Source organism: Cellulosilyticum sp. WCF-2, from assembly GCF_003990395.1.
GTDB classification, from domain to species: Bacteria; Bacillota; Clostridia; order Lachnospirales; family Cellulosilyticaceae; genus Cellulosilyticum; species Cellulosilyticum lentocellum.
Window position 1 is genome coordinate 3,383,075 of the sequence record NZ_CP034675.1, and the last position, 13,298, is coordinate 3,396,372.

13 protein-coding genes are annotated in these 13,298 nt (G+C 34.8%); 1 reads left to right on the forward strand and 12 read right to left on the reverse strand.

All coding sequences use genetic code 11. From position 1 onward, the window contains the following. Nucleotides 1-2: 2 nt before the first annotated feature. On the reverse strand, nt 3-1,919 hold the full coding sequence (locus EKH84_RS15180; RefSeq protein WP_127066942.1) for a peptidase U32 family protein: 1,917 nt from the start codon (nt 1,917-1,919) through the stop codon (nt 3-5). Nucleotides 1,920-2,189: 270 nt separating this feature from the next. Here EKH84_RS15180 and EKH84_RS15185 point away from each other — a divergent pair, with 270 nt between their 5' ends. Next, nucleotides 2,190-2,810 carry a CBS domain-containing protein gene (locus EKH84_RS15185; RefSeq protein WP_013657509.1) on the forward strand — a complete coding sequence of 207 codons (621 nt, stop codon included), beginning with the start codon at nt 2,190-2,192 and terminating at the stop codon, nt 2,808-2,810. Between the two features lie 98 nt (nt 2,811-2,908). On the opposite strand, the gene EKH84_RS15190 is transcribed toward EKH84_RS15185, so the two are convergent. The 11 genes from EKH84_RS15190 to EKH84_RS15240 all read right to left on the reverse strand — a co-directional run bounded on the left by EKH84_RS15190 (nt 2,909) and on the right by EKH84_RS15240 (nt 13,250). After that, a complete protein-coding gene (locus EKH84_RS15190; RefSeq protein ID WP_127066943.1) occupies nt 2,909-3,883 on the reverse strand; it encodes a P1 family peptidase in 975 nt (324 codons plus the stop codon). A gap of 15 nt (nt 3,884-3,898) precedes the next feature. Further along, nucleotides 3,899-4,474, reverse strand: coding sequence for an ECF transporter S component (locus EKH84_RS15195; protein ID WP_127066944.1), 576 nt, complete (start codon nt 4,472-4,474; stop codon nt 3,899-3,901). A 212-nt stretch (nt 4,475-4,686) separates the two neighbouring features. Further along, complete coding sequence (locus EKH84_RS15200; protein WP_013657512.1) at nt 4,687-5,025, reverse strand: hypothetical protein; 339 nt, start codon at nt 5,023-5,025, stop codon at nt 4,687-4,689. A 103-nt stretch (nt 5,026-5,128) separates the two neighbouring features. Next, on the reverse strand, nt 5,129-5,965 hold the full coding sequence (locus tag EKH84_RS15205; RefSeq protein WP_127066945.1) for a metallophosphoesterase: 837 nt from the start codon (nt 5,963-5,965) through the stop codon (nt 5,129-5,131). A 79-nt stretch (nt 5,966-6,044) separates the two neighbouring features. Next, the gene (locus EKH84_RS15210; protein ID WP_127066946.1) at nt 6,045-7,760 is read right to left on the reverse strand and encodes a TIR domain-containing protein; all 1,716 of its coding nucleotides are present in this window, start codon (nt 7,758-7,760) and stop codon (nt 6,045-6,047) included. 176 nt (nt 7,761-7,936) lie between these two features. After that, the gene (locus EKH84_RS15215; RefSeq protein WP_013657515.1) at nt 7,937-8,287 is read right to left on the reverse strand and encodes an MmcQ/YjbR family DNA-binding protein; all 351 of its coding nucleotides are present in this window, start codon (nt 8,285-8,287) and stop codon (nt 7,937-7,939) included. Nucleotides 8,288-8,316: 29 nt separating this feature from the next. Continuing rightward, entirely contained in the window at nt 8,317-9,054 is a 738-nt protein-coding gene (locus EKH84_RS15220) for an NAD-dependent protein deacylase (RefSeq protein ID WP_127066947.1), read from the reverse strand. A 73-nt stretch (nt 9,055-9,127) separates the two neighbouring features. Beyond that, complete coding sequence (locus EKH84_RS15225) at nt 9,128-10,135, reverse strand: McrC family protein (protein WP_127066948.1); 1,008 nt, start codon at nt 10,133-10,135, stop codon at nt 9,128-9,130. Beyond that, nucleotides 10,128-11,096, reverse strand: coding sequence for an AAA family ATPase (locus tag EKH84_RS15230; RefSeq protein WP_013657518.1), 969 nt, complete (start codon nt 11,094-11,096; stop codon nt 10,128-10,130). Before EKH84_RS15230 ends, EKH84_RS15225 begins: the two co-directional genes overlap by 8 nt. Before the next feature lie 185 nt (nt 11,097-11,281). Next, nucleotides 11,282-12,715, reverse strand: coding sequence for a DEAD/DEAH box helicase (locus tag EKH84_RS15235; protein WP_127066949.1), 1,434 nt, complete (start codon nt 12,713-12,715; stop codon nt 11,282-11,284). A 22-nt stretch (nt 12,716-12,737) separates the two neighbouring features. Next, the gene (locus EKH84_RS15240; protein WP_127066950.1) at nt 12,738-13,250 is read right to left on the reverse strand and encodes a hypothetical protein; all 513 of its coding nucleotides are present in this window, start codon (nt 13,248-13,250) and stop codon (nt 12,738-12,740) included. Between the last annotated feature and the right edge of the window lie 48 nt (nt 13,251-13,298).

The window sequence follows — 13,298 nt, forward strand, 5'->3', positions numbered from 1 at the left end:
TCCTAGTCAAATTGCAATGCACCTAATGTATAGCCCTTTTCTCCTCTTATAAACTGTGGCATTTCCTCTTTTTGAACAATTGCTTTTTGTGCGGCTTGATAAAGCCTAATGATGTGTTCTAACTCCTCACAGTTATAACTAGCACCTTCTATACGGAAATACGTAGCTCCTGCTTTATAAAGCGCCTCTATAAAGGGTAGGTAAGCTAATTCTTTGGTTAATAACATATGATTTCTACCTTTACAATCACGATAAATAGGATGTTCGTACCCCTTATCATCTATTAGGTATAAAATGCCTTCTTTATAATGAGTTTCATCTAATTCAGCTCCTGCTAAAGCTTTTGTATTATCATATAAATCATGTTCCATATACATCACAGCCGGTCTACCATGAACAATGACTTCTACTGGCATGCTGCTTGCCGCTAAAAAGTCTCTTGTATTATAAAGGGGTGATTCAATAGATAAAGTTATACGATCTAAGCCTTGATGCTGGTAAAATTTAGCCATCTCTGCATTATATACATTTAATGAGAAATCCCCTATTAGCTCAAGTCCTAAATGTTTATACTCACCAATAGCACCAAGCTCCGTTATTAAAAGTCCATCTAATCCCAAGTCTTGACTTAAATAATGATGATACACTTTAAAATCTTCTTCGTACATCATACGTGGTAAAGCTAAATAAATTTTACTACCTGCTTTACGTGTCGTAAGGTCCTTTATTTGTGCTACTGAAAAAGGTTTACTTGGCTCATACGTATCTCCTGATAAGTAAATATGTTCTACACCTAAGCTCAGTGCTAATACTGCACTCTCATAATCATTAACGCGAATCGTTAGTTCAGGTGCTTTAGTTATTGCTTGATTTCCTGTTAAAACTTCCCTAATAACCTGCAAACGTTCCTCTTTCATTTCGATTTCTTCTACTGGCTGGCTAAACACTTTACCTGTGCTGTAGAATTTACCAGTTCCTTCATAACGTCTATTAATATTTTGAAGTCCTGGCTTACCAAAAGCATAAGCTGTTGATAAATCTCTATTACGATTTGCTTTTAGCTGTGCTAAATCCTGTTCTCGGTTGTAATCAATGGGGTCTTGTATATAGCGATCTATGGCTTCACTATAAGCCTTAATAATGGTTGCTAAGTAATCCATACTACGCATACGTCCCTCTATTTTAAAGGAAACAACGCCTGCATCAATTAATTCAGGAATATGGCTATACATGGCCATATCTTTTACCGCTAAAGGATAAGTTGTATCATAAAGCTTGTTGTCTTTTATGGCTTTGTACCCCCAACGACAAGGCTTCATGCAACGTCCTCTGTTACTACTTTGTCCAAAAATCATCCCTGAATAAGTACATTGTGCCCCATGGGCAATACACATGTCACCATGAACAAAATATTCAAATTCCATATCTGTTTGAACATGTAGGGCCTTAATTTGAGCTAGAGACATTTCTCTAGACGCTACTATTCTCGTTACACCTAGATTTCTTAGGGTTTTAATCATAGGTAAATTGTGAACATTCATCATAACTGATGCATGAATAGTTAAATCAAGCTTCATCTCTTTTATTTTCTCTATTAAGCAAACATCTTGCACAATAAGTGCATCTGGTCCCACTTCGTTTAGAAAGACCAAATAATCTTCTATATGCTTAAGATCCTCATGACTTAATAAATTGTTAACTGTAATATAGACCTTCTTATTTAAAGCATGGGCCATTTCCACGGCCTGTCTTATTTCTTCCTGTGTAAAATTAAAATCTTTACGATGCATACGCATATTAAAGTTCTTGCCACCAAAATAAACGGCATCTGCACCGGTTTGAATGACTTCCTTAAAAATTTCAAAGTTTCCTGCTGGTGCTAGGAGCTCTACCTCTTGACCATTAAAAAACCTACTCATCTTACCGCCTCTTTCTTAGCATTTTTCGTCTCAGATTTTTGACCTAAGTCAACTCATTATGCTATGTTTGCATCTAACTGTCAATATTTATTCCCTTATCCTTTATTTTAAATATTTATCTTGACTTTTATTTATTTTACTAGATAAAAATCAAGATAAATATTTATTTTACTTTTTTAAGTTGTTTCACTTCAAACAGAAATTTATCTGTAAATTTTATTGGTATTTATCTTTAAACAATAGTATAATAAACATAAAGAGGTGATAATTATGTTAATTAAGAATATCATGATTCCTGTAAGTGATTTAACCACTTTGAGGATGACACATACCGCTAAAGAAGCACTAGAAGTCATTGATTCAAAAGCCCTTCTTTCTTTACCTGTGGTGGATGGTAAACAGTTTGTAGGTATTATTTCTAAACGTTATATCCTAGAAGAATATTTTAATAGTGAAGAAGATAAGGCCACTTTTTTAAAACGTCCTATATCTGATTTTATGAAAACTAAAATTCAATGCTTATCCTCTGAAGATTTAGTAGAAGAACCTATTAAACTTCTTTGCAATCGCAATATTCAATTCATCCCCGTTGTAGATGAAGCTGGTCATTTTGCCGGTATTGTAACACATAAAGCTGTTTTTGCCACTTTTAAAAATGCTTTGGGTATAGGTTATACCAGGTTAGCTATTACCACCCCTGATGTTAAAGGCCGCTTAGCCAAGCTTACCGAACTCATTGCTAGAGAAAAAGGGAATATCATCAGTATTGTTCAACTCGATCCTGAAGTCATGCATTTAAAAGAACTTATTATTCGAGTTGAAGCTGAAAATGTCCAAAAACTAGTTAAAGTGTTAAATGAAAATGGATTTACAGTAAGACGTGTTGACTAATGCATTATCAAATCAAAAGAGTTCCCCAATCAGGATTTTACTTTGTCCTTATTGAGGGAGCTCTTTTGATTATTTCATATTCATTTCCACAAAAACATCTATTTTGAGTTAATCATAAAATCTGTAGCTGCTTTTAAACCGTAAGCTGGTTCAGCCATTAAAACGGCTCTATTAATAGCTTTCGCCATTACTTTGGCTGCTAATGTGCCTACTACATTTATATCTGCGGCTACTTCACCTACTGACAGTGCATAAACACTATCACCATCGGCTGTGGTATGCACTGGACAAATGGTTTTTGCTAAGCCATTTTGAGCCATAGCTGCAATCTTAGTCATTTGCACCTTATTAAAGGTTCCATTCGTTATAATGACTCCTAAAGTCGTATTCCCTGTGAATAAGTTTTTCTGCTGGGTAGCTTCTTTATAAAGCATTTCTTCTGTATTTAAAAAAGCGGTTTGCTCTTCATTTAATAAACCTGCTAAAATAGCCCCGGATACCTCATCCTTCACATCGCCCAAGGCATTCACAGCCACCAAAGCACCTACTTTTAAGTCTCCTAGCTCCACGGCATACATGCCTATACCAGATTTCATCATACCAGAAACCCCTTTATATTTACCTACTGTAGCACCAGTTCCAGCACCTACATTACCTTCTCTAGGCTCATTTAACTCGGCTGCAAGGCATGCTGCATAGCCCATTTCTACATCAGGTCTTGCCTGAGTATCACCTACTTGAAGATCAAATAAGCAGGAAGTACTTACTAAAGGTACCTTAGTTACACCTACATCAAAACCAATCCCTCTGTCTTCTAAGTAGCTCATCACGCCACCTGCAGCATCTAAGCCAAAAGCACTACCACCACTTAAAAGCACTGCATGAATTTTATCACAAGCTGCTAAAGGATTAAGAAGCTGGGTTTCTCTTGAAGCAGGTCCTCCGCCGCGTATATCTATACCTGTTGGAGCTCCTTGCTCACAAATAATGACAGTGCAACCAGTAGCAGCTGCTTGATTATCTGCATGACCTATTTTAATATTTTCTATTTCCGTTAATTCAATAACTTTCATCATTCACACCCTACTTTATATCACATGATTTTTCTTAAGTGGCACACAAACACCTGTAGCCAATACCCCAGCTGCCACCATTTCTAATACACCATTAACCCCAATAATATACATAAAAATCTCCTGTACTGGTATGGCTTTAAAAAATAAACTTAAGCATCCTAATACAAGAATGGTATGTACAGCTGTTGAAATGCATGCACTAATAGTGAAGTTAATAGCCTGCTTCTTCAAAACCTTTAATAACAGCTTATTTAAAATAGCTGGCAATATACCTAAAATCACTCGAGGTCCAATACACATAACAAGGGAAGCTAGTGGCATTCCACTTGCAAAAGGTGAAAAAACTAGATCTGCTGGATTAGGCGAAGTAGCTGCTTTAAGCATACTCACTAAGCCAAAAACTAAACCTAAAACACCACCATAGGTTGCTCCTAACATAAGCGAACCAATAATAACAGGAATATGCATTAAAGTGATGGATATTGGGGGAATGGATATAAATCCAAGAGGGGTGCATCCAAGTACCACCAATAGGGCTGCTAGTAATGCCAGCCTTGTAAATTGTGTAGTCTTTTTTGTTGTATTCATTTTTTTCTCCTTACTGCCGCTTATAAATAATGCAGCGTATCATAAATTTATATAACTGCTCAACGCAGAAATATATCAGGCTTGGTTCATCACTATTAGTGAAATCTATTAAAATAGTATCTCCTTATAGGATGCTTCAAAATAAATATTTTTTATTATAACATATTTTTATGTTTCATCAACTTTTCTTTTATTGTATAAAAACCCAAGAACTATTGTTCTTGGGTTAATGAATACGTTGTATGTTGTTTCTTACTTTTTCTAAAAGCTAATAGCTTACTCACAATCCAAACAACTACTAATGTCACTAAAGTAGCTACTAAAAATGCCCAAAAAAAGGCTTTATAATCCTCATTACCACCACTTAAAAGGTTAATGAGCTTAGTCAACATATCAACTGACCACTTGATATGTGCGGGTAATAATACAATAACATCACATAAAATCATCATTGTAAAGACAATAATATGCATTAAGCCTAGTGACTTAAAAACCTTAACCAAATAGAAGTTACCTAATTTACTTTTACCAAATTCTTGTTCTTCGTCCATCTCTATTCCCCCTCATTTCTCCCTCTACTACGTAATTCCATTATACGTCAAAATAATAGTAAGGTCAAAGCAAACTATCTAAATAGTTGTAATTATTGTATTATTATTCCCCTATTAATTCAATTAATGTAATTTCTGGTGGATTAAATAAACGAGGAGGGATGACCTCAGCGGATAAACCTCTACTTACAACTAAGTTGAATCCCTCTTCTTTATACAAGCCACCTACATAATCTGGAAAAAGCTTTTGGTTAGCAGCAAAAAAACCATTACTAAAATAAGGTATGCGAATAATACCCCCGTGGGTATGCCCTGCAATCACAAGGTCAAAAGGTAGTTCCTTATAAACACCTACCAAATCTGGCCTATGGCTTAAAAGAATCTTATAGCCTTCTTCATGCTCTAGTTCTTTAAAAGCCATCTTTGCTTCTATTTCCCATATACTTTCTTCCTCAAACCCTGCCACATCATCTAATCCTGCTAAAATAACCTTGTTCCCTTTTACATGAAGGACCTTATATTCTTGTTCTAAAACAGTGACCTGATACTTCCGCATAAATGCTTTAATTTCCTTGATCTGTCCAGACCAATATTCATGATTTCCTGTTACATAGTACATAGGAGCCACCCCTTGAAGTCCCTCTAAAAGTAATTCCATTCCTATAATAGGGGCTTCATCATCTATCATATCTCCTACCATTACAATAATATCTGGCTTTGCTTTTTTAATTTTATCAATTAAATCCTGCTGCTGATGCCCATAAATATGACTATGCAAGTCTGCTAAAGTAACAAGACGTAATTTTGTTTCAGAATCAAGTTTAGAGGTTTCAAACACATAGTGGCGAATCACTAAGCCATGATAAAAAGCTAGGGTAACTATCATTAATACGAGTATCAAAATACTCCTTTTGAGATAGAGCTTGGTTTTGTGCTTCATAGTAACCCCTCCTTTGTTTCTTATCTATAGTATGTACTATTTTAGCTCGAAATTACCTCTTTTCTTTCATTTCAAATTTTTATTTAGCTTTTATAATCTTTCCATCTTCTAAAGTACAATGACTGGCTTCTAAGTAAAGTGCTGGTCTAATCCCCACTCCTGCTTGTGCTGCATACTCTGTATAAATCACTTCACCTGAAGGTCCTACTGTACATACTAAACTACTACTCTCTCCTGCTGGTGTCCTAAGCCACCACATATGATAACCACCTGTTTGACTTTTTATATCCTTATACCAACCTGATTGATCCTTTTCAATGGCTTCTTCTGTAGGATTCGTTTTAATGGGAATACCCTGAGTATATAGATAGCCTTCTACTTCTTCTAAAGATAATAAAAACACTTTATCACTTAATGTTTCATAGTAAGCTTTACTACTATTTAACAAGCAATCTTCTATGCTGACGCGTTCAAAGTGAAAAAGTTCTTTTCCGCCAGTTTTCCTGCCTTGCTCCAAGGTTCCTAATATATTTTTGTAAGAGGTTGTTTGAATTAAGGCCTGTTCTTCTTTTGTAAACTCATAAAGAAAGCCATAAGTCTTATCATAAGCATTAGCACCGTCTAAAAATGCATTAGCAGCTGGCCCTTGTCCTTTATAACTTACTGTTTTTCCACCACTATTTAACCATGTACGTAAGTTAGAATTTGCCCAGTCATTGCTCCCTTTCATTTGTCTTAATTCTTCCTTTGTATAATTTTGACCAGGTGCTTCTTTTTCTTTTTTACCATCGAAAATGGTTCCATTACTAGTCTTGTTATAATTCCCACTTTCTGCACCATCAAAAGCCTTTAATGTCAATATTTTCTCAGATAATAATAACGGGTTCCCCTTACTGTCCTTATGAATCACAAGCCACTCGATTGGCTCATTATGATAGACCCCAAAAGTAACTTTACTACCTATCTCTATATCTAACGATTGAACTGGCTCCGCTTGTGTTGTAGGTGTTACCTTTTCTTGATTATCTGGTTCCTGAGTAACCATAGCTATTTGATTTTGCGTATTTCCCTGCTCATTATTCTTCTCAGTCGGGATCAAAGTCTCCACTGGTGCCGGGGTAACTTGAGCTTCTCCTAGAGGCGTTTCTAATGGCTGATTAGAAGCCTGCACAGGAGCTGTAGGTGTTTTTAATGCTTTATCCTCTTGCTTTTCTACCAAGGCCTCTACTTGAGGTTCCTTTACCATGGCCACTCGAATAGCATTCAAATTATACGCAATAATGATAAGTATCATACCTATTAATCCAACTGCTAAAAATTTCAATCCCTTTTTATAAACGGTATGCTTTCCTAATCCTTTAGATACAATAGGATGAGCTTGTTGTGGCAACAGCTGTTCTTCTAACAAACCTTTAATTGTGATACTTAAACTTTCAATATGGGTCTCTCTATTTCCATCAAAAGCATTAAGCCAATGATTAGCTGATAAAAAGTATTCCATTGAGTCAGATGGACTAACATTTTCAATTCTAAAATTAATAATCTTTAAACGTTTACTAACCGCCCTTTCTACTTCTCTTAATACTTGCGGAGATTCGTTAGAAGCCGCGGAAAAAATTAATACTAAAACGCGGCTAGTTTCAATCCCTCTAATAATTTGTTCTCCCCATTCTTTGCCTGGTTGAATATTTCGTGGTGCCATCCAACAAGAAATACCTCTTTTTTCTAGTTGCTCACATACTTTATTAGCTTCTATCTTATTTTTTGAAGAGTAAGAAATAAATACGTCTTGCATCTTCTGCCCCCTAAATTAACTAAATTATTATTATATTTAAATTTTACCACATTTATCATACCTTTGTCCCCTTTTATGAACAATCGACGCTTTTACTTATAGCTTAAGTCTCACAAATTATAAATAAGCTGTTACACAGGTCATTTATTGACCTCGTAACAGCTTAGGTTTATCAACTACTCATTTTTCTTTACTTTCTTTTTAGGATAAACTAACTCATGGCTCTCTTTAATGAGTTGCCACAATAAACCTTCTGACAAGTCTTCATCTACCACAATAGAATTCCAATGTTTTTTGTTCATATGATAACCAGGTATAATCTGTAAGTACATTTCTCTTAAAAATTGTGCTTTTAACGGCTCACATTTCACATTCACATACAGTTTCCCTTGATGCTTAAAAATAAAAGCAAAGCTTTTATGGTTTTCTCGAATTCTTAGAGCTTGCCATTCTTCATCAAAAGGATAATCTAAATACGCGCCTGGAAGTGTTAAACAAAATTCCTTGATAGCTTCTCTTGGTATCATTTGTTTTCTTTATCTCCTTTCAATGCAAGCTATAAGCTTGAAACAGCTTCTGCTAATACTTTATCAATAGCATCATGAATCACTAGATCTGCTGTATCATCTGCAGAGGTAGTACTTTTATTAATAAGGATAAGATGTTTCCCCTTAAAATAATGAATAAGTCCTGCCGCTGGATAAACCACTAAAGAGGTTCCTCCAATAATCAAAGTATCTGCCATAGCAATAGCACTTACTGCTGCTGAGATAACCTCATCATCTAATCCCTCTTCATACAAAACAACATCAGGCTTTACCACTCCTCCGCACCTTTGGCACTTTGGAATACCTGGAGCTTCTAATAGATAAGCCGCATCATAAAAAGCACCACATTTTAAGCAGTAATTCCTATGAACAGAGCCATGAAGTTCATATACCACCTGACTTCCTGCCATTTGATGTAAGCCATCTATATTTTGTGTAACAATAGCCTTTAGTTTACCCATTTGCTCTAATTTTACTAAAGCCTTATGACATGCATTGGGCTGAGCTTCTGGGTAAATCAGCTTGTCTTTATAAAATTGATAAAAGTCTTCTGGATATTTCACAAAAAAAGTATGAGATACTAGTTGTTCTGGTGTAAAGGTACGATTTAATCGCTCATTAAATAAACCATTGGCACTTCTAAAATCAGGGATCTGAGAAGCAGTCGACACCCCAGCTCCTCCGAAAAATACTATATTATTACTATCTCTTAGAATTTGAGTGAGCTGCTTGATTTTTTCATTCATGAAATCATCTCCAATTAATAGTTTTGCTATGATTATATCACATCTATCCAAAACCATGATTGCTTATATGATTTTATGCCAATTGACTCATTTGTCTTAAATGTACTTTAATAGCACTCATCGATTCTCGTAAGTCAATCGCCGCTACAAAAATTTGATGTTGATCTAGCATATATTCTTCAATATATGTAGATTCTATAGAAGGATATAGTAATAAACCACTTATTGTTTCGTCAGATTTCATACTATTTTCACGAACTGAATAAAAAGTTTTCTTCATTTCTTGTAATAAGAAACTCTTATGGTCTGTTGCTTTTTGATTAATAAAGAGCTCTGGATAAAAACAGGTATGTACAAGCATAATCTTCCCTTCTCGAAGTAAAATCAAATCGCTATCTACTTCCTCTTCATCCGCTATTTTTTCATAACTCACATCTACACCATGACATTCTGTTTCAAAAAAACGATAAATACACTGCTTGTACAAATGATTAAAAATAACTTCATCTAAATAACCTTTACCGGTATTTGTATCTAAGTGGATTCCTTTAAAAATCATATATCCAATCTGAATTAGCATTTTATAAGGAAATTTGTTCTTCTCGTAGCTTAATTTTCCCCATGCCACACAGTCTAAAGAAATATCTTGTACTTCATGAAATGAAATGAGAAGTCTTTTAAAGTTTTTACGTTGCTGAGAAGCTATACGTCCTCTTTTTAAAATTAAAAGACATAAGGCTTTTAACACTTGATTATAGATGTTATCTACACTAAATTCATCATAGTGACAATAAACTTGTCTACTCACCTGTGTTTTAAGACGTATAGTTTCGTGAATATCAATTTTACCTCTCAGTACTTGCAAGAGTCCCTCACCTTCTACATATTCTTTGTACAGTCCCCTTCTAAATTGTCTTGTGATTCCTTCCAATAAAATAGCTGATAAAAGTGCCTCAATTTGATCAAACGACTCCGCACCTAAAGCCTCGGGGGTAATTTTATTTAAATCACGAAAGCTATAACACAACATATGGTATAAATTAATATTAGGTATTTGTTGTAGCATTTCTCCTTTATGCATACTGCAATGCTCCTCTTAATACCTTTACATAAGTAGAGAACTTCTCATAATTTTCTCCCCAATATTCTTCTAAAAGCGGAACAATTTCACATTCAATAATTTCATAAAGTTCTTCATCACTACCATTATTAAGATCCGAAAAGTAACTGTGTCCTATACGAAAACCTCTTCCTAAAGATTCATCTTGTGTAATAGCTTCATTGATTTGCATAATCACCTGAATCACACGCGAAAGCTTTGTATGTTCAAACTGTTTCATGTACCTTTCAAAATTCCCACCAAAAGCTGGATCAATTTCAATAAAACTAAATCGTCTACGTAAAGCATAGTCCATTACCGCTAAACTTCTATCAGCTGTATTCATTAAACCAATAATATATAAATTACTTGGGATATAAAAACGTTCTTTTGAATACGTTGTTTCTATAGCAAATTTCTTGTCTCTTTTATCTGCTTCAATTAAAAGGAGTAATTCTCCAAAAATTTTACTTAAGTTTCCTCTATTAATCTCATCAATAATAAAGAAATAAGGATTTTCCATGTCATCTTTTGCCTTTTGGCAAAAAGTATAAAATAAACCTTTCTCTAGATTAAAGCCTCCTGTTTCATTAGGTCTAAAACCCATAACAAAGTCTTCATACGCATAATTTTGGTGAAATTGGATCATTGCAACGCGATCATCGTCCTTTTTACCAATGAGGGAGTAGGCCAGCCTCTTAGCTAAAAAGGTTTTTCCAACTCCAGGTGCCCCTTGTAAAATAATATTCTTTTTGCGATCTAACCTTCTAATCATCTGTACATACTTTTCCTTTGAAATATAAGCTTCTGATAAAAAGTCTTCGCTAGTATAGTTAGTCTTTACTGCCATATAAACAGGGTCTACCGTTTCTGGTTCAACCTTTCGACCAGTATTTTTGGCATAAGGGGACACATAGATTGACTCATTATTTTCTTCTATCATTTATATTTCTCCTTTTATTATAAGTGCTTTAAAGTCATTTTTAAAAATATAGTATTTTAAAAATTATATATTATTCATTATATTTTATCATACTGCAGCTACCTTTTATAGTGCTAAAAAACACTAAAGTTTATGATTTACTTTAACAAAAAAAGCCAACCTTAAAGATTGGCTCATTTCACCTATTAGTCTACTTTACTTACGCGTCGCATTCTCCCTTTTATAGGTGTTGTTTGTAATAGTTTAAATACCTTCTCTCCTTTTCCATTTAAAATTTCTACATAAGTAGAGATATCTTGAAGGTTAATAATACCGATATCCTCTGCAGTTATTCCTGGTAAATGACATAAGGTTCCCACGATATCTACAGGACGCATTTTAGTTTTTTTGCCTGCATTAATATGCAGCTTCATGATTTCTTGATTTAAAACTTCTCCCTTAGTTTCCTTAAACTGCAAGGGTTGTTTCATTTTTTCTTCGAAGGCTTTTTTAGCACTTGCTATTTCCTCTTTTCTATACGCTGTTCGCATAGGAATTTTCCTCATAGTATAACTTTCAATAACTGCTAGATTTCTTTTATCCTCTGGCTGGATGAATATAAATGCCTTGCCACTTCTTCCTGCCCTTCCTGTACGTCCCATACGGTGCACATAATTTTCCGCTTGCTCTGGTACATCAAAGTTAATGACATGAGTAATATGGTCAATATCAATCCCTCTAGCCGCTACATCTGTGGCTACTAAATAGCGAAATCGTCCTTTCCTAAAATCCTCCATAACTGCAAAACGTTGTTTTTGTTCCATATCACCATGTATTTTACCAACACCATAGTTCAAATCATTAAGTCTCTTCCATACCATTTCAACTCGCTCTTTACGATTACAAAAAATAATACAGCTTTCTGGATTTTCCACAATGGTTACTGCCTCTAGTACCGCTAGTTTTGTTTGCTCATGTGTTTCTATTCCAATTTCCTCAATATTATTAGGCTTTGATAAGTCAGTAGTTATATGAATGGTTTTAGGTGTCCTAAGATACTTTTCACACAGCTGCTGGATATGAGGTGCCATAGTAGCAGAAAATAATAAGGTAACACGATTCAAAGGAAGCGCCGCTATAATGCTTTCTACTTGATCAATAAACCCCATGCGTAGCATTTCATCAGCTTCATCAATCACCAAATAACTTATATGCGATGCTTCTAACGTACCTCTTTCTAGATGATCTAAAACACGTCCAGGTGTCCCTACTACTACATGTGTTTTTTGGCTCAATTCTTTTTGTTGCACCTCAAAAGGTGCTTTGCCATACAAGCCTACTGCTTTAATTCTCTTAAAGCGACCTATCTGAAAAAAATCCTCTTTTACTTGAATAGCTAGTTCTCTTGTTGGCGTTAAAACCAAAGCCTGAGGTTTATTTTCTTCCCATATGACTTCCTGACAAATAGGAATAGCAAAGGCTGCTGTTTTTCCACTTCCTGTTTGTGACTGAACAATTAAATCCTGCTTTCTTAAGACTTCAGGAATAACCCGTTCTTGCACTGGTGTAGGCTTATTAAAGCCTAATAACGTAGCGGCTTTTAATAAGCTTTTTTCTAATCCGTAGTTTTTAAATGACATGCTCTTCTTCCTTCTCTATAGGTTAATCCTCAAATTCCATAATCATTTCTTTCATCATGAAAGTTAGTTCTCCTGCATCTAATACACGTTCTGCCCAAGAATGACTTTTATTTTCTCCGTCAAAATAAAGGACTTCATCAAATAGATATTCTCCCTCGATATATCTAATAAGCATCCCATAAATCATATGGTTACCTAGTTCTAATTCTCCCATATCCACTTCCTTACCTTTTTTAGACCTACCATTAAATAGCTGTAATTGCCCTTCATATACGACTGCAAATGAAACAAATAATCCATGAGTTTCATCCTCTTCTAGATAATGATGAATCCTATTTAACTTTTGGTCTATAGACATATGAGCTGCTAATAGCTCATAGCGGTTCATATAATGTTTACCATCGTCCTCATCTTCAAAAGTAAAAATCAAAGCTGCTTCTTCACAATCTGCCAATCTTATCATACCATCAAAATCATAAGTGTCTTCTTTAAAGTTCAAGGCTTCTATTTCACCTTGCATCTGTTCTTTCTTCATTGCTTGTCTCTCACTTTCTTTTACTTCTATCATCATTTAACTGATACT